At 64.1% G+C, this 16,965-nt stretch carries 16 protein-coding genes; 9 read left to right on the top strand and 7 right to left on the bottom strand.

Annotation, left to right across the window (positions count from 1 at the left end; translation table 11 throughout):
- Window positions 1–315 precede the first annotated feature (315 nt).
- The gene (locus tag H6A16_RS10250; RefSeq protein WP_204618864.1) at window positions 316–1,143 is read right to left on the bottom strand and encodes a fructosamine kinase family protein; all 828 of its coding nucleotides are present in this window, start codon (window positions 1,141–1,143) and stop codon (window positions 316–318) included.
- A gap of 224 nt (window positions 1,144–1,367) precedes the next feature.
- On the opposite strand from H6A16_RS10250, the gene H6A16_RS10245 reads away from it, so the two are divergent.
- Entirely contained in the window at window positions 1,368–1,652 is a 285-nt protein-coding gene (locus H6A16_RS10245) for a hypothetical protein (RefSeq protein WP_204618862.1), read from the top strand.
- Between the two features lie 623 nt (window positions 1,653–2,275).
- Here the strand turns inward: H6A16_RS10245 and H6A16_RS10240 are convergent.
- The 3 genes from H6A16_RS10240 to H6A16_RS10230 form a co-directional block, all read right to left on the bottom strand.
- The gene (locus H6A16_RS10240; protein WP_204618861.1) at window positions 2,276–2,977 is read right to left on the bottom strand and encodes a helix-turn-helix domain-containing protein; all 702 of its coding nucleotides are present in this window, start codon (window positions 2,975–2,977) and stop codon (window positions 2,276–2,278) included.
- 123 nt (window positions 2,978–3,100) lie between these two features.
- Complete coding sequence (locus H6A16_RS10235; protein ID WP_204618859.1) at window positions 3,101–3,592, bottom strand: hypothetical protein; 492 nt, start codon at window positions 3,590–3,592, stop codon at window positions 3,101–3,103.
- Between the two features lie 41 nt (window positions 3,593–3,633).
- On the bottom strand, window positions 3,634–3,843 hold the full coding sequence (locus H6A16_RS10230; RefSeq protein ID WP_204618857.1) for a helix-turn-helix transcriptional regulator: 210 nt from the start codon (window positions 3,841–3,843) through the stop codon (window positions 3,634–3,636).
- A gap of 216 nt (window positions 3,844–4,059) precedes the next feature.
- On the opposite strand from H6A16_RS10230, the gene H6A16_RS10225 reads away from it, so the two are divergent.
- From H6A16_RS10225 to H6A16_RS10210, 4 genes are all read left to right on the top strand, one after another.
- The gene (locus H6A16_RS10225) at window positions 4,060–4,629 is read left to right on the top strand and encodes a winged helix-turn-helix domain-containing protein (RefSeq protein ID WP_204618855.1); all 570 of its coding nucleotides are present in this window, start codon (window positions 4,060–4,062) and stop codon (window positions 4,627–4,629) included.
- An 86-nt stretch (window positions 4,630–4,715) separates the two neighbouring features.
- Window positions 4,716–5,987, top strand: a complete 1,272-nt coding sequence (locus tag H6A16_RS10220) for an MFS transporter (RefSeq protein ID WP_204618853.1) — start codon at window positions 4,716–4,718, stop codon at window positions 5,985–5,987.
- 325 nt (window positions 5,988–6,312) lie between these two features.
- Window positions 6,313–8,469 (top strand): PTS transporter subunit IIABC, encoded by a 2,157-nt coding sequence (locus H6A16_RS10215; protein WP_204618851.1) that lies wholly within the window; start codon window positions 6,313–6,315, stop codon window positions 8,467–8,469.
- Window positions 8,470–8,570: 101 nt separating this feature from the next.
- Window positions 8,571–9,410, top strand: coding sequence for a PRD domain-containing protein (locus H6A16_RS10210; RefSeq protein ID WP_204618849.1), 840 nt, complete (start codon window positions 8,571–8,573; stop codon window positions 9,408–9,410).
- 39 nt (window positions 9,411–9,449) lie between these two features.
- Here the strand turns inward: H6A16_RS10210 and H6A16_RS10205 are convergent, their stop codons facing one another.
- Window positions 9,450–10,436 (bottom strand): hypothetical protein, encoded by a 987-nt coding sequence (locus H6A16_RS10205; protein WP_204618847.1) that lies wholly within the window; start codon window positions 10,434–10,436, stop codon window positions 9,450–9,452.
- Between the two features lie 267 nt (window positions 10,437–10,703).
- Between H6A16_RS10205 and glyA the strand changes: the two genes are divergently transcribed.
- On the top strand, window positions 10,704–11,957 hold the full coding sequence (gene glyA, locus H6A16_RS10200; protein ID WP_204618845.1) for a serine hydroxymethyltransferase: 1,254 nt from the start codon (window positions 10,704–10,706) through the stop codon (window positions 11,955–11,957).
- Between the two features lie 412 nt (window positions 11,958–12,369).
- On the opposite strand, the gene H6A16_RS10195 is transcribed toward glyA, so the two are convergent.
- Complete coding sequence (locus tag H6A16_RS10195; RefSeq protein WP_204618843.1) at window positions 12,370–12,540, bottom strand: DUF6724 family protein; 171 nt, start codon at window positions 12,538–12,540, stop codon at window positions 12,370–12,372.
- A gap of 130 nt (window positions 12,541–12,670) precedes the next feature.
- On the opposite strand from H6A16_RS10195, the gene serS reads away from it, so the two are divergent.
- Entirely contained in the window at window positions 12,671–13,963 is a 1,293-nt protein-coding gene (gene serS, locus H6A16_RS10190) for a serine--tRNA ligase (RefSeq protein ID WP_204618841.1), read from the top strand.
- 99 nt (window positions 13,964–14,062) lie between these two features.
- On the opposite strand, the gene H6A16_RS10185 is transcribed toward serS, so the two are convergent.
- Complete coding sequence (locus H6A16_RS10185) at window positions 14,063–15,073, bottom strand: dipeptidase (RefSeq protein ID WP_204618839.1); 1,011 nt, start codon at window positions 15,071–15,073, stop codon at window positions 14,063–14,065.
- Window positions 15,074–15,217: 144 nt separating this feature from the next.
- Between H6A16_RS10185 and H6A16_RS10180 the strand changes: the two genes are divergently transcribed.
- Both H6A16_RS10180 and H6A16_RS10175 read left to right on the top strand, forming a co-directional pair.
- Window positions 15,218–15,568: a hypothetical protein gene (locus H6A16_RS10180; RefSeq protein ID WP_204618837.1), complete on the top strand. Its 351-nt coding sequence runs from the start codon at window positions 15,218–15,220 to the stop codon at window positions 15,566–15,568.
- A gap of 49 nt (window positions 15,569–15,617) precedes the next feature.
- Window positions 15,618–16,775 carry an FAD-dependent monooxygenase gene (locus H6A16_RS10175; protein WP_204618834.1) on the top strand — a complete coding sequence of 386 codons (1,158 nt, stop codon included), beginning with the start codon at window positions 15,618–15,620 and terminating at the stop codon, window positions 16,773–16,775.
- Window positions 16,776–16,965 lie beyond the last annotated feature (190 nt).

Below are 16,965 nucleotides of genomic sequence, written 5' to 3'. Positions count from 1 at the left end.
TTAGGCCCCGTTGGGGATGGTCGGCGTGCCCATGCCCAAACCCGAAAGTTTTTCGTGACCATTCCCGAAAGCTCCGGGTGATCAAATCCGCAAGTCAGACGTTATCAAACACATCAGGGGTGTTATCTAGCGAATCCGCACCGTATCCAGCCTTTCCGTCATACCGATGGCGCCGCTACACGCGCTGCGGAGCCCCATGCTCCACTCGGTTGACGTCCTGAGTATAGCAGCCTTTTCCGGTTTGGCCTCTTCTGGCTACGTCCCCAAAGAGGCCATCTTGGCGCCTTTGGGGACGTAGCCGGAAGAGGCCAAGGCTCAGCGGTATTGGCGGGCCGTGTCGAGCGTTTCGGGGACGTATCCGCTGCCGAACAGCACGCAGTGCAGCAGTAGGGGCGCCAGCTGATGGAGGCCCACGCGCTCACGCCAGCCGGGGGCGAGGGGCGAGGTCTCGTCGTAGCCTGCGAGCACGTCTTCCAGATAGGGATACCCGAAGAGCTGCAGCATGGCGAGGTCCGTCTCGGCATGACCACCGTATGCCATGGGATCGATGAGCGCGCCTCCGGTCGGGGCGTTTGCGTCTGCCAGATAGAGCACGTTGCCCGCCCACAGGTCGCCATGCAGGCGCGCGCAGGTGGCTCCGGAGGCGCGCACCAGTGCAGGCTGCTCCGCGTCGAAATCGCCCGCGGCGACGCGCGATGCCACGCGTTCCAGCAGCGCCGCCTCGCGCGGGCCGAAGGTGCCGTCGTCACGCAGCATGCGCACGTAGTACATCATGCGATATTCGGCGAAAAACGCACCCCAGCTCGATGCGGCTCCGCGTGGCGCATAGGGCGTGCCGGCGCGTCCGATTCCCGTGGCGCTTGGCGGGCAGCCGTCGGGCGGACAGCCCCACCAAGAGGCGCCGGCTGCATGCAGATGGGCAAGGGCGGCGCCGATGCGGCGCGCTGCCGCGCGGGAGGGCGCGCCGGTCGCGATGCGCTCTTCGACCAAGCGCTCGCGCGACGCTTCGTGCACCCGGGCGATCCGTATGCCGCCGGCGTCCTCCGCCGCCGCGAGCCAGCGGAGCCCCGCGGCCTCGCAGAGCAGCTCGTCGCTTGCGGATGAGCCCTGCTTGATGACGGTGTCCTGGGTGAACTGCGGCATCGCTGTCCTTTCATCCGAGTGCCAGGAGCGGTTACGAAGGTTGTCGGCACGTCATCCCATTATCCCGAAGCATGTTCCCAAACATCAACTAACCGTTGACAGTCTCTTATTCCCGCTGTTCAATCGGCATAATCGAAATCGTTCAGCATGCGGGAGGGGGATGCCATGGCTGTACCCGGCAAGGTCGCGTTGTCGCGAGCGTTCTGGTTATTATCTTCATCATCGTGGGGTTCTTCTTTTTCGACCCTCTGGGCGGCAAGTACCCCGAGGGCGTCGACACCGACGCGATCGAGCTGCGCAGCGTGACGCTCAGCGGCGATAACTACGAGGTCGTGACGTACGATGACGAGCTGTACGAGCTGCCCGTCGACCGCACACCCGCCCACGAGCTTGCCGACAGCGGTCGCGACTTCCTGTCGCGCAACCGCGACGAGCTGTGGCTCAAGGCCGATACCGTCGACCGCCTGGGCATCGAGGGCCTCGATGTGATCGGCGGCGAGGCGGAGTAGCCCAGTCGTTCAATCGAATAGACAGCAGTATGCCCCGTCTAGCGGGGCATACGTGTAACACGGCGGCTCAATACGCAAAATGCAGTAGCAGCTAGCCGCGGCAGATTACTCTGGTCGGGTTGCGAGATCGTACTTCCAGCGAGAGGCCGCTCCGTTGGCAGCCCCCATCTGCTGCGTAAGCTCGAGCATGCGCCAAGCCCTAGTACTCTACGGGCGGAGGGCACAGGTTGGGGTCGATGTGCAGGGAGGTGTTCGGGGCTCCGCACCTGCGGCAGGGGTTCGTGACGATCTGCTTGACCTGCTCGTCATTGTAGCAGCAAAATGCGCTGCGGCACTCCCTGCAGAACACGTAGTAGACCGGCCGCGTAGTGTTCCAGCCGCCTGTCGCTTCTTCAAGCTGCCCATCGGACATCTCGGGGTTCTCGGGGGGGGGCTCGGGGATTTCGGGCTCGAGGCTGTTGTTGTCCAGCTACTTATCGGTCATGATTTCCTCCTCCTTTGGGGGCGGTCGCTTGATTGCGCCTCTTCTTGATTATAGGAGCGGAGGTTCGGGCATTGTGGGGTTTGGCGCCAGCTGCCGACTTTCGGCGTGAACATGTGAAAAACCTCAGGCCTTTTTCGCATCACCGCAGCGTATGGTTTCGGCGGCCCAAGGGATCGCGGAAATCCTCGCGCGGGTTCCAGGGGCGCTGGTATAGCAGCCGCCACGCGAAGATGCGATTCGCGCAGAAAACGCACAGCAAGCCCAGGAGCGAGCAGATGGCCATTGCTGTCGGTGTGGCGCCGAGCGCAAGGGGAGCCACCAATCCCAATAGCACGAGTGCAAGCTCAAGGACCGCCAACACCTTGGAGCCGCCGCGCTGGCGATACTCCACGGTGTACGAGAACAACTTGACGCCGCACAGCAGCGCGATGCCGCAAAACACCAGCATAATCGGCGGGGACGTCATGGGGTCGAACGCCTCGTGCAGGGCGTTGACGAGCGCCAATTCAAGGCCAAGAACACCGCCGGAAAGCAGTGCGTGCTTCCACACCAGCGATCGGTCGCGCATAATGCGCGCGCCTTCGGACGGCGTGGGGACGGCACGGGCTGCATCGCTCGCGGCGGGCATGCCAAGCAGCTCGTCAACGCTGCAGCCATAGAGCCCGGACAGCTGCCGAAGGTTATCAAGGTCGGGCGTGGACTGGCCGTTTTCCCACTTCGATATCGCCTGTCTCGTCAGCCTCAGGCGAATAGCGAGCTGTCCTTGCGTATAGCCGTGTGCGCGTCGCAGCTCGCGCAGCTGCGTGCTCAGGGGGATGCGATCGGCGTTGCGGGCATCCATCGTCGGCCTCCTCATTGATTTCTCGCCTCTGCTGTGATTGTACCGGGCGCTTCGCCGGGTTATGCCCTGCCTGTCCCAACAAGTGTCAACTGATGGTTGCCCTGCAGGTCAGGATGGATACGGTTATTCCTCGGCAGTATGGTAGGAGCGCTTGACATGCAGGCGGATGGCGATGCGCGCGAGAGAGCAGGCGACGGCGAGTGTGGCCACCCCGATCATCGCCTCTCGGCTCAAGGCGCCGGCGACGACGATGCAGATGACGAAGATCGGCAGCTGCGCGCGGGCGAGCAGACGGCTGACCTCTGCTTCCTGATGGCGTGCGAGCTCGTCATTCTCCTTGGCATGAAGGCGTCGCAGTTCGATATCGGAGGTCAGCGCTCGGCGCAGCTCGCCAATCTTGGCAAGGGTGACGACCGCCGCCGTGGCGAGCAGCCCGCACAGGGCGCCGCCCAGAAAGCTCGAGACGAACGGGTCGCCGTGTGCCGCGGGGAGTGCGTTGTCCAGCGTGAGCAGTAAGATGGCGATGAAGACGGCGATGAGCAGCACGAGGCTGACCGTCTCTCCTCGAAGTCGTTTGGCGGTCTGTTCGTGCAGGGTATAGAGGCTCTTGTTCATGATGGCTCCTGTCTGTGGGGGTCGCCCGACACGTTGGATGCCTACAGCTCTCCGTCGATTTCCGAAAAATCGAAAACCTCTTCGATGGCGAGTCCGAAATAGCGAGAAATCTTGAAGGCAAGCGGGAGGGATGCCGTGTACTTTCCTATTTCGATTGAGGTGATGGTTTGTCTTGTGGTTCCGACGGCGTCTGCCAATTCTGCCTGAGAGAGCTTGTTGGCACGCCTGAGCTCTTTAATTCTCGTGCGCATACCCCTCCTTACGCCTATGCTTGCAACGGAGATGACAAGCTAGCTTTGCAATATAAGCATAGCAAACTTTGCAAAATTAGACAAGTATGCTTTGCAAAGATACGGTAAAGGATATGCGTGCCTGTACGAGAAATGCTCGGCCGAGTAGGAGCAGTTTTCCCTTGACGTTACAGAACGTGTAACGTACTATAACGTGTAACAAAAGAAGGGAGTCCCATGCCGCAAGCCAGCATCGACATCACCACGCGTGAACAACTCGACATCTATATGAATCCGCAACGCCAGCGCCTGCTGCACGAGATGCAGGTGATGGCGCGCCCGGCCACCTGCAAGCAGCTGGCCGATGCCATGGGCATTTCCGCCTCGTCGGTCACGCACCACATGAAAAAGCTCGAGAAGCTCGGGCTGGTCGAGCTCGACCACACCGAGCTCATTCGCGGCATCACGGCCAAGTACTGGCGTTTCATCCCTACGTCGGTGAACGTTCGCGCTGGCGCGCGCGACGACCTGCAGGAGGAAAAGGCATTCCTGATCGATTACCTCCATCAGCGCACCTACGACGCGCTGCGCTCCTATATCGCATCGTCTGAAATCAATCGCGAGCAGGAGCTCGGTTTGGCCCACGGTGACCTGCGCGACGGCTTCGTATATCTCACCGAGGAGGAGGCGCACGAGCTCCAGCGTCGTATCGCCGCGTTTCTGGAGGCGCACGAATCGCCACGGGAAGGTACGGTGCCCTGGGAGTTCAGCCTGATGTTCTTCCCGCATCGCCAGCCCGAGGAGTAAGCGCGAGGGATAGCGCTATCTCTACAACCGAACACGTCATGTCGCATTGCGCCTCGCGCACCGCGCGGGGTGGGGAGGAGTCTGCTATGAAAACGAGAAGTATGCGGACGAAGCCGGACACACGCCGACCGGCTGGCGTGCTCCCGCTCTCACATGCGATGGTGCTCTTACTGCTCAATGTAAGCATTGGCCTGGAGACGCCGGTGCTTTCGCTCATGCTGCTCGCCCGCGGCGCGACCTTCGCAACACTGCCGCTCGTGATGAGCATCACACTGGTGGTCACCGCCGTCTGCGAGGTTCCGAGCGGTGTCGCCGCCGATATGCTCGGTCGCCGCAGGCTCTTTTGCTGGGCGATGGCGCTGCAGGTCGTGGCGCATCTCGTGCTGTTGCTGCCGCCGGGTATCGCCGTCGTGGCGGTGTCGAGCGCGCTTCGCGGTCTTGCGCTGGCAGCACGCACGGGAACGCTCGAGGCGATCGAGCTTGACCGTGTGGTGGCCTATCACGGTGATGCGAGGGAGCGCTGCGCCGCGCTGGATGTCCTGAACGGTAGGCTCGCCCTGCTTGAGTCTGGCGGTGTGGGCATCGGGGCGCTTGCAGGCGGCCTGCTCGCTTCGCTCGATGCGAGCTATGCGCTGCTCATCTGCGTCGTTGTGGGCGCGACGGCCTGCGTGCTCGTCGGGGCGGCCATCCTGTTCCCGCGCGACGCGCGGCATGTCGGCGCCAAGCGCTCCAGCTTGGCCGCGGCGCTTGCCGATATGCGTGCGACCCTCGCTGCCCCGGGCGACGTGCGCCTGGTGCTCGTCAACTCCGCGTCTGCCGGCATCGTCATGCTCGCAGTCGAAACCTACTGGCAGCTCGCGTTCCAGCAGCTCGCCGGTGTGGGTTGCGAGTGGATGCTCGGTCCCCTCAACTGCGCGGGCACGCTCGCCGCGGCGCTGGGAAGCAGCGCCGCCATGCGCTGGGGCGCTTCGCTTTCGCAGGCGCTGGGCCGCCAAGGACGCCGCATGCTGTACGGTCTTGTGCACGTGGCTGCCGCGATTTGTCTGCTGCTTTTCGCCTTCGCGGCGAACGTTTGGCTCTTCTCGGCTGTCTATCTGCTCTATTACGTGTGCATCGCCGCGCGAAGCGTCATCGAGCAAACGGTGCTGCACAACGCCGTGCCCTCCGAAGAGCGCGCCGGAATGGCGTCCGTGCAGTCGCTCGCTCTGCGCGGCGGGGGCGCTCTCGCGTCGGCCACGGGCGGCTGGGTGGTCGCAGCGTTCGGCGTCGCAGGCGTGTGGCCTCTGTACGCTGCGGCGTCGCTCGCGCTCGAACTCGTTGCCTTCGCAAGCGATGCCCGCGCAGCTCGGACGGGGTGATGTGCCGGCGGACATGCCGTTTGCCCGTAAAAATCGACCACTCGCCGCCGGCATTCTTCCGCACCCATACGCGTCCACGGCAGAATGACCATGAATCGCATAGCAAGGCGTGTAACTGGTAGGCAGGCACTAACCTTCGGCTTTCGAGGCGGCGCGTGGTCGTCGCGGGTGTTGTCGTTGGTCGGTGCTTTTTTCATGCCGGCAGAAAGCGCTCACCAGCACGCCCCGCCATCATGCGCCCCCTTGAGCAAGCACGCGATGCTCGGCCCGGGTCTTCCCGGGATCAGCCGCGTCCATACGGACGCACGAACGCTAGGAGGCGTACATGAAGGACAAGATCTTCGGGATCCTTCAGCGCGTGGGACGCTCGTTCATGCTTCCCATCGCGGTTCTGCCGGTGGCCGGCCTGCTTCTGGGCCTCGGCAGCTCGTTCACGAACGAGACCACTCTTGCCACGTACAACCTGCTGGGCATCATGGGGCCTGGCACCATCGCCTGGGATGTCTTCACGGTGCTTTCCGCTTGCGGCGGCGTGATCTTCGACAATCTGCCGCTCATCTTCGCCGTGGGCGTCGCCATCGGCATGGCCCGCGCCGAGAAGGAGGTCGCCGCCCTTTCCGCCGCGGTGGCGTTCCTCGTCATGCATTCCGCCATCTCGGCGATGATCGCCCTCACCGGTGGTGTCGAGCAGTTTATCGACGGCGCGACGGCCAGCGTGCTCGGCATCACCTCGCTGCAGATGGGCGCCTTCGGTGGCATCATCGTGGGCTTGGGCACCTCGGCGCTGCACAACAAGTTCTATAAGATCCAGCTGCCCCAAGCGCTCTCGTTCTTCGGCGGCTCGCGTTTCGTGCCGATCATCTCCACCGTCGTGTTCACCTTTGTGGGTATCGCGATGTTCTTCATCTGGCAGCCCGTCCAGGACGGCATCAACGCGCTGGGTTACGCTGTGGCGAGCGCCGGCCCGGTGGGTGTGTTCCTGTTCGGCATGATCAAGCGCCTGCTCATCCCCTTCGGCCTGCATCACGTCTTCTACCTGCCCTTCTGGCAGACGGCCGTCGGCGGCTCCATGGAGGTTGCCGGCCAGATGGTCTACGGTGCCCAGAACATCTTCTTCGCCCAGCTGGCCGACCCGACCGTCACGCATTTCTCCACGGCGGGCACCTGGTGCTTCACCGGCGAGTTCGTCCTGTACATCTTCGCGTTCCCGGGCGCCGCGCTCGCCATGTACCAGGCTGCTAAGCCCGAGCGCAAGCAGGCCGTGGGCGGCCTTCTGCTCTCCGCGGCGCTGACCTCCATGCTCACCGGCATCACCGAGCCGCTCGAGTTCAGCTTCCTGTTCGTGGCGCCCGTGCTCTTCGGTATCTCCGCCGTGTTCGCCGGCCTCGCCTACATGCTCTGCTACCTGCTCAACATCACCGTGGGCCTCACTTTCTCCGGCGGTTTTCTTGACCTGTTCATGTTCGGCATCCTGCAGGGCAACGACAAGACGAGCTGGTTGCTCATCATCCCGCTGGGTATCGCGTTCTTCGCCGTGTACTACCTGCTGTTCACCTTCCTGATTAAGAAGTTCAACTTCGCGACGCCCGGCCGCGAGGAGGGCGACGCCGAGACCAAGCTCTACACCAAGGCCGATTACAACGCTCGCAAGGAGGGCGAGAAGTCCGGTGCCGCTAGCGGTTCCGCAGGCGATGACGAGCGTTCCGTGCAGATCGCGGCTGGCCTGGGCGGTGCCGCCAACATTCGCGACGTCGACTGCTGCGCCACCCGCCTGCGTGTGACGGTGCACGACGGTGCTCTCGTGAACGAGGGCCAGCTCAAGGCTACCGGCGCTGCCGGTGTCATCAAGCGCGGCGAGGGCGTGCAGGTGGTGTACGGCCCGCAGGTGAACGTCATCAAGACCGAGCTGGAGGCATACCTGGCGGCACTGCCCGCTGCAGCTCCCGCCGAGGCCGAGCCCGCTGCGCCGGCAGAGCCCGAGCAGGCTGCGGAGCCCGCGGCACCGCGCGAGCCCGTTGCCACCATCACTCTGGGCAGCCCGCTTGCCGGCGAGGCCTTCTCCATCACGGCGTGCCCGGATGCCGTCTTCGCCCAGAAGATGATGGGCGACGGCGCCTGCGTGGTGCCTGCGACCGGCGAGCTCGTCGCCCCGTGCGACGGCAAGGTGGCGTTCGTGTTCGACACCAAGCACGCGGTCGGCCTCGAGCTCCCGGACGGCACGGGCATTCTCTGCCACGTGGGCATCGACACCGTCAAGCTGGGCGGAAAGGGCTTCACCGCCCACGTGGCGCAGGGCGACGAGGTCAAGCGCGGTGATACACTGTTGACGTTCGATCTCGATTTCATCCGCGCCAACGCCCCGAGCGTTTCTACGCCCGTTTTGGTCACGACGACTGACGGAAAGCATGAGGTTCGCCAGCTGGCGTTTGGCCAGGTGAATCAGGGCGACGATCTGCTCGCTGTCGATATCTTCGAGGCGTAGAGAGGCGCTGCAGACATCCGCTTTGCCGCGGCTCCCGGTGCCCCCTGCGCGCCGGGAGCCGCCCGATATCCGCGTTCGATGCCGTCCGGAAGGGTCCGTACATGTATCGCATCACCAAACCGCTCAACCACAACGCCGTGCTCGCGTTCGATACCGACGAGGCGCGCGAATACCTCGTCGTGGGCAAGGGCGTGGGATTCGGCCGCAAGCCGGGCGAGCGCGCGGAGCGTCTGGGCGAGCCCGGATCGGTCCAGCTGTACCTGCTTTCTCAGGCTAACGGCGAGCGCGGGACGTCGCGGGAGCTGGTGGAGCGGCTCGATCCCGACGTTCTCGACGTTGCCGAAGACATCTACGAGGATGCATGCACGACGTTCGGGCCCATCGACCAGAACATGCTGTTGCCGCTTGCCGATCACCTGGCGTTCGCCGTCGCGCGCGTTCGAGGCGGTGGCGCGCTCAGCAATCCGCTCACCGAGGATATCCGCGCCCTCTTCCCGCAGGAGTTCGAGGTCGCCCATCGCGGCGTGCGCGACCTGGAGCAGCGGATGGGCATCACCCTGGGCGACGACGAGACGGGTCTCATCGCCCTGCATGTCCACTCCGCCCTCGATTCGAGTCACGTCGAGCAGGCGATGCAGATAGCGCAGCTCACCCGCGCCTGCATCGATGCGGTCGAGCGCATCACGGGCATGCCGATCGACGTGCTGTCGATGGACTACAACCGTCTCATGACGCACGTGAAGTACATGGTCACGCGCATCCTGCACGGCGAATGCCTGACGATCGACGTGAATGCCGCCATCAGGTCGGGTGCGCCTGAGAGCTATCGCGCTGCTGCCGCCGTGTGCGCCGAGATGGAGCGCCTGCTGGGCGTTCCGGTGAGCGAGCTCGAGGTCGGCTACCTTGCGATGCACATCGCGCGCGTGGCGGGGGAGCGCTAAAGCCCGCGCCGTCAGCGCCGCCGTCTGGCTCCGGAGCGCCTAGTACAGCCTGAAGATGTACTGCATCGCCGAGTCGTAGTAGTCCTCTTTTACGACCCAGCCGTCATTCGTGCTCGCGAAGTCGATGTTTGCGACCTCGGTGACCGTCCTGGTGGTGCGCAGCGCGTCGAGCTGCTGCGTGAAGAGCGCCTGGAACGCCGAGCGCCGCTCGTCGTTGGGCATCACGGCCGCAGGGTCGGTCAGGTTGTTGGCAATCAAAAAGTCGTGCGCGGCGGTGTAGAACGAATTGTAGAAGGCGGCGACGTCGGGGGTCGTCGCGTCGAAGAACACCGAGCCGTAGGCCTCGCCCCAGCTCTCGTTGTCGTCGAACGCATAGACATCGGTGATGTCGTAGTCGAAGTCCGTGAGCGCCCAGTCGACGAACTGCTGGGTGTCGATGCCCAGGTCCTGCACGGAGTAGCCGAGGTTATCTCGGAAAGCCGTTTCGAAGTTGGCGGCGATCAGCGTGCGCGCGCGGCTGTCAGCGGCGATCACGCCGTCAAGGGTGTCTTCCGCCAGCTGCTCGATCTCGCGTTCGTCCTCCTGGCGCTCCTCGTCCTCGTAGGTGTCCTCGGTGTTCCAGGTGATCTCCATGGCGTCGTCCTCGAGCATGACACCCGTGCAATGGGGGATGAACGCCAGCGTGGGGAGCAGGATGTTGAGGGCGATGACGATGATGACGATCGTCAGGCAGCCGCAGCCGCGTCTGCGCGGCTTGTCCGTTCCGGACGAGACGGGCCGGGTGGGAGCGCCTACGCCCTGTCGATGCCGCCGCTGTGCGCGCGAGCCGGCGGGTTGCGCCGGGCGTTTCGGCTCGTCGGTATCGGGGGCATCGTACGCGTCGGGGGTCTTGAGCGGGCTTTGGTAGCTGTGCTCGGGAAGCTCGCATTCGTGTCCGTCGTCGAGCGTCTGCGTCTCGGGCGCATCCCATGGCAGCTCGGGCTCGCCTGCGTTAAACGGGTCAATTTGGGATTCGCGGTGCTTCATGGTCCCTCGATCGTTCGGTAGGGCGAGCGGTCCGGCTTGGGGCGCCCGCAGTCTATCCGTCTAGTATATCCCGATGTTCGCGTCGACCGGTAGGGCGCAGACGCAACCGCGGGTAGAGGCTCGGGCCGCCGGCCACCTTGTCCGGACTGTCCGCGGGTGGGTGCTGGTATTTGCCGCTCGTCGGTCGTAGGCTGAAAAGACTACGCGCTCGCCCCGCTATGCTCGGCGGGCGTCGAATCGGGTTGGCAGACGACGAAAGGAGCGGCTATGGCTCTTGAGAATATGCGTGCGGGCGACCCGGAGCTCGCCGCTATGCTCGATCTTGAACTCGAGCGCCAGCGCGGGTGCATCGAGCTTATCGCATCGGAGAACTTCACGAGCCGCGCCGTCATGGAAGCGCAGGGCAGCGTGCTCACCAACAAGTACGCCGAGGGCTATCCCGGGCGCCGCTACTACGGCGGGTGCGAGCGGGTGGACGCGATCGAGAACCTCGCCCGCGATCGCGCCTGCGCGCTGTTCGGCTGCTCGTTTGCCAACGTGCAGCCCCATTCCGGGGCGAATGCCAATATGGCTGCCTACACCGCGCTGCTCCAGCCGGGCGACGCCGTGCTGGGCATGGCGCTCGACCAAGGAGGGCATCTGACGCACGGCAGCCCGGTCAACTTCTCGGGCAAGCTGTATCGCTTCGTGCCCTACGGGGTCGACCTTGAAACCGAGGTCATCGATTACAACGCGGTGGAGCAACTGGCCGGCCGCGAGCGTCCGGCGCTGATCGTCGCCGGCGCCTCCGCCTATCCGCGTACCATCGATTTCGCGCGTCTCGCGGATATCGCCCATGGCGTGGGCGCGCGCCTGATGGTCGACATGGCGCATATCGCAGGCCTTGTCGCCGCAGGCGCCCATGTGTCGCCCGTGCCATATGCCGATGTGGTGACGTCGACGAGCCACAAGACGCTGCGCGGCCCGCGCGGCGGCTTCATCCTCACGAACAGCGAGGAGCTGGCGCGCGCGGTCGACAAGGCGGTGTTCCCCGGCACGCAGGGCGGGCCGCTCATGCATGTGATCGCCGGCAAGGCCGCCGCGTTCGGCGAGGCGCTGCGCCCCGAGTTCACCACTTATATAGAGCATGTGGTTGCCAACGCCGCAGCGCTCGGCCGCGGGCTAATCGAGGGCGGGCTGCGGCTCGTCTCCGGCGGAACGGACAACCATCTGTGTCTGGTCGACCTGACGCCCGCCGGCGTGACGGGTAAAGACGCCGAGGTCCTGCTCGAGGGCGTGGGCCTCACGGTGAACAAGAATGCGATTCCGGGCGAGCCGCGCTCGCCGTTCGTGACGAGCGGCATCCGCGCCGGTTCCGCTGCCGCCACGACGCGCGGGTTCACGGAGGATGAGTTCCACGAGATCGGTCTTATGATCGCGCGGGCCGTGTTCGGTGCGGACGACCCCGCTGTGCTCGCGGGGGTGCGTGCGCGCGTCGACGAGATGCTCGAGGTCCATCCGCTGTATCCCGACCTCGTGTAGGGCAGGTTTGCCGATACTGCGCACTTTTTGGTTTTAGGTGTTTGGGAAATCGCGTTCGAGGAGCTCTGGGACGGGCTTTTGGCTCACGTCCCAGAGCCCTTTGGCTGAAAAGGTAACTTATGTACCCGCAAGGTACCTAACGGTATGTCAAAATAGCGGCCATACTAGTCATAGCAGCCATAGTGGACTACCTCATCTCGCCAGCTGGGGTTGAATGGGAGTAGGTAGACGCCTTTCGGTCTCGGTGGCGGGTACATAACCCGCATTTTCAGCCAGGGCCGCTGCCGTCCGGCTCGAAACGCGTCTGAAATGCTACCTGTTGCCCATCCTATGGGCACACGAACGCCCCGGATGCGAAAGCCGGCCAAAGCCGAATCGCATCCGGGGCGCGCAGGTTCGCCTTGCGATCTGCTTACGACCAGAAGCCGTCGTCATCGTCGTCCGCGGGACCGCGGTCGACGTAGAGCTTGTGCGTGCGCTTCTCGAGCACGAACGCGGCGATGCCGAAAATCACGATGCCGGCCACGAAAAGCACCGCTACGCCTTCGCGGGTGTTAAACAGAAAGGAAAAAAACGCGTCCATCTGATGCCTTCTCGCCTTCTCACTCGGGAAAAAACTCCCACAAGTATATACTTGCCTGTGCACAGTCATGCCGCCAACCTGAGTTGTACATCATGGCAGCGCAGGTGGCGCATTTCCAATCGGAGGCATCATGCTTGACATCAAATTCGTTCGCGAGAACCCGGACGTCATCGATACCGCTATGGCCAACCGCCAGACGTCGTGGGATCGCGAGAAGTTCTTCGCGCTGGACGACGAGCGTCGCGCCGTGATCACCGAGGTCGAGGAGCTGCAGGCCACGCGCAACGCCGAGTCCAAGAAGATCGGCGCGCTCATGCGCGAGGGCAAGCGCGACGAGGCCGAGGCCGCCAAGGAGGCCGTGCGCGAGGTCAACGAGAAGATCGACGGCCTGGCCGATCGTCGCTCCGAGCTCGAGGCCGAGCTCGCCGACTTCATGGCTCACCTGCCCAACCTGCCCTACGAGGCCACGCCGGTGGGCGTCGACGAGACCGAGAACCCCGAGCGCCGTCGCTGGGGTACCCCGCGCGACTTCGCCGCGGAGGGCTTTGAGCCCAAGGCGCACTGGGATCTGGGCACCGACCTCGGCATCCTCGATTTCGACCGCGGTGCCAAACTGTCCGGCGCCCGCTTCACCGTGCTTGCCGGCGCTGGCGCCCAGCTCGATCGCGCGCTGCAGAACTTCTTCCTGAACACGCATATCTCCCGTGGGTTCAAGGAGTTCATCCCGCCGGTGATCGTGAACCGCGAGATCATGTACGGCACGGGCCAGCTGCCCAAGTTCGAGGACGACGCCTACCACACGGGCGAGGACCAGTTCCTGATCCCCACCGCCGAGGTCGCGCTGACGAACCTGCACGCCGGCGAGGTGCTCGATGCCTCGCAGCTTCCGCTGCGCTACACCGCTGGCACCCCCTGCTTCCGCGAGGAGGCGGGCTCCGCGGGCCGCGACACGCGTGGCATCATCCGCCAGCACCAGTTCACCAAGGTCGAGATGGTCAAGTTCGCCACGCCCGAGCAGTCCGACGAGGAGCTCGAGAGCATGACGGCTGAGGCTGAGTACATCCTGCAGCAGCTCGGTCTTCCGTACCGCGTGATCAGCCTGTGCACCGGCGACCTTGGCTTCTCGGCGCGTCAGACCTACGACATAGAGGTGTGGCTGCCGAGCTACAACAGCTACAAGGAGATCTCCTCCTGCTCCAACTGCGGCGACTTCCAGGCGCGTCGCGCGAACATCAAGTATCGCGACCCGGAGAACTTCAAGGGTGTGCGCTTCGTCCACACGCTCAACGGCTCCGGCCTGCCCACCGGCCGCACCATGGCCGCCATCATGGAGAACTACCAGAACGCCGACGGCTCCATCACGGTGCCTGAGGTCCTGCGTCCCTACATGGGCGGTCTCGAGCGCATCGAGCCCCAGGCGTAGGCGCAACCTACCATAGATACACGACAAGGCCGGCAGCTCCTCCAGGGCTGCCGGCCTTCTTTGTCCACTTTCAGGACGGAGATGTTTGTTTTAGGACATTCAGCTGCCCCAGCGCTCGAAGAAGGCGAGGGCGTTCTCGGAGCAGAGCTTGCGGGTGAGAGCCTCGCCGAAGCGGTGCTCGAAGGCCGCCTGAATCTCGGGCATCTTGGCTGCCGACGAGATGCATGCGGGCAGGTCGGTACCGTCGAAGTCGCTGCCGAGCGCGATGATGTCCTCGCCGCCGAGGTCGAGCCAGTGCTCGATGTGGCGGCAAAGATCGTCGGCCGTCGGCTCGTGCACACTGGCATCGTCGCGCAGGAAGTCGGGGCAGTAGTTGAGGCCGACCAAACCCCCGCGGTCGCGGATCTCGGCGAACTGGCTGTCGGTGAGATTGCGCAGGTGCCCGCAGACGGCCCGGCTGTTCGAATGGCTGGCGACAAAGGGCCTGGTGGCAAGGCGCACGACGTCATCGAAACAGGTGTCGTTGAGGTGGGAGACGTCCAAGATCATGCGCTCGTCTTCCATGCGACGGATGACCTCGGCGCCCAGCGGAGTGATGCCCGCGTCCTCAACGTCGTGGCCGCTCGCGAGCGGGCCCTGCGCGTTCCAGCTGAGCGAGGCCATGAGCACGCCCTCGCAGGCCACCTCGTGCACCAGGTCGGGATCCGCGGCAAAGAGCCGGGCGTTCTCGATGCTCTTCACGGCGACGTGCTTGCCGCCCTCGAGCGCAGGGCGGATGTCCGCCGCACTTCGCGCGAGTGCGATGGCGTTGTCGTTCCGGTTCAGCTCGCTCTCGAGATGGTCCATGACCTGGCGGAAGAACCGAGGCGTCTCCTCAGGCGGGAACTCGTCGTAGATAAAGCACGCGAAGCACTGGGCCCAGGGCGTGGCGCCCATGGAAGCGAGCGTGAGATGACCGTCGCCCTGGGCGAGCGAGGGCGTCGTCTCGTGCTCGCTGCGGATGGGGTCGAACCCCTCGAGGTTGGCGAGTGTATGGTAGCGCCTGTCCACCGATTGCCAGGCAAGGCGGTCGGCGGTATCACAGTGCAGATCGAGGACGGGATAGGCCATACGGACTCCTTTCATGCGGCGGCTTCAGCCTATCACGTCGCGCGGACAACGGAGGACAAAGCGAACAAAGAATACACGAACAAATGTTCGATATCGTGGGTATACTGCTGCTACGTTGGGGTTGCACGAAGAGAGGGGTGCACGATGAGCAAGCTGTCAGCATGGGTGGTCGATCTGTACGAGGGCGAATTGGCGGGTGAGTGGGTTAAGGTTCAGTGCTGGGTGGATACGGACGGCGGACTGCGGGTCACCCGCACAAGCCGTGGCGAGCTCACGGTCTTTTGCTTTGGAAGCGGGGTGCATACCATCGAGGCGGTTGTTGCCCCTGATGGCAGGAGAGCGCTCGAGCGCCAGTTCGGGGCGGAGGATCGCCGACAGCTTCTCGGTGCGATGCGGCTGATCTGGGCCGGCGAGGACTGCTTTACCCTTATCTGCGATTACCTGGATACCATCGGCATCGCCTATCGCCTCATGGAGTACGATTCCGCGGCGTAGCGGGCCTCGGGTATACTTGCACGGGTCGGTTTGGCGGAAGGTGTGCATCATGGCAATGCGATGGAACGTCAGCGCGCCGTTTACGACGGTGGATGCGTGTGCGGATACATACGATGTCATCGTCGTGGGTGCAGGGCCCGCGGGCATCATGGCGGCGGTGGAAAGCGCCCGCGGCGGCGCACGCGTGCTGCTGATCGAGGCGGGCTCACTGCCGCGCTATAAAAGCTGCGGAGGCATGCTCAACGTGTACACGCAGCGCGCGCTTGCGCCCTATGGCGGTGTTCCCGAGGAGATGGTGCTCGACCCGCGCTGGATCACCTTCCGGTACCACCACCTCGACTACGACGTCACCAAGGCGACCGATGTGCGCTTTCTCAATGTTGACCGCGCGCTGTTCGACGAGTGGCTGCTCAGCCTGCTTCCCGCTACCGTGACGGTCGTTCCGTCGACGAGACTGGTCGACGTGGAGCAATCTCCGGTTGCCGTCGAGGTGCGGGTGCGTGGGCTTACGGCTTCAGGCTCCCGTGCAAACAGGACGCTCCGCGCTCGCTACCTCATCGCGGCAGACGGCCCGCGCGCGACGGTCCGCGAGCGTTTGGGGATCCGTCCCTTCGACCGCTACATCACCGTTCAGGAGTATGTCCGCATCGAGCGGGGCGCGCTGGATCCATGTTTCGATGCGCTGTGCTGCAAGCAGTTCTCGCGCGATTACGGCATCGGGTACCTGATGCCCAAGGGCGATGTCGCCATCGTCGGGTCGGTGTTCTATCCGGGCAGCACGGATTGCGAGCGCAAGCACGAAGACGTGCTGAAGATTTTGCGCGAGCGCTACCCGCTCGGCGAATCCGTGGCGCGTGAGAAGTGGTTCGCCGCTCACCTGCGTCGTCCGGCGGACCTCGTTGCGGGTCGCGGCCGCATCTTGCTGGCGGGCGAGGGCGGCGGGTTTTTGTCGTGCACTTCGGGCGAGGGCATCTCGTTTGCGCTCAATTCGGGCATCATGGCGGGAACGTCGGTGGCCGAGGCATACGAGGCGGGCGGCCGCGTGGCGGGGGAGGCGCTTGCGCGTTACGAGCGCAAGCTCGTGCCCATGAAGAAGAACCTTGCGTTCCGTATGTGCATGTTCCCGTTCATGAACTCCACGTTCGGCAAGACCGTGGCATGCGCGATCCCAACTCCCATCGTGAGCAAGGCGACGGAGCATCTCTAGGGTTCGTACCAGCGGTTTTCTTGGCGCGAGCAGCAAATATGCTGCATGTCGTGCTTTTTCAAAAAAGGATAAATCCCCGCTTGACGAACCCGTACGGCGGTGGCATTATATTCCGTGCGTTGCGGCGTTACCTCAGCTGGATAGAGGGTCTGACTACGAATCAGAACGTCACAGGTTCGAATCCTGTACG

It is taken from the genome of Collinsella tanakaei (assembly GCF_016900375.1).
Taxonomy (GTDB): Bacteria; Actinomycetota; Coriobacteriia; order Coriobacteriales; family Coriobacteriaceae; genus Collinsella.
Note: the sequence above shows the minus strand (reverse complement) of the source record. Positions and strands in the feature narration are given on the sequence as shown.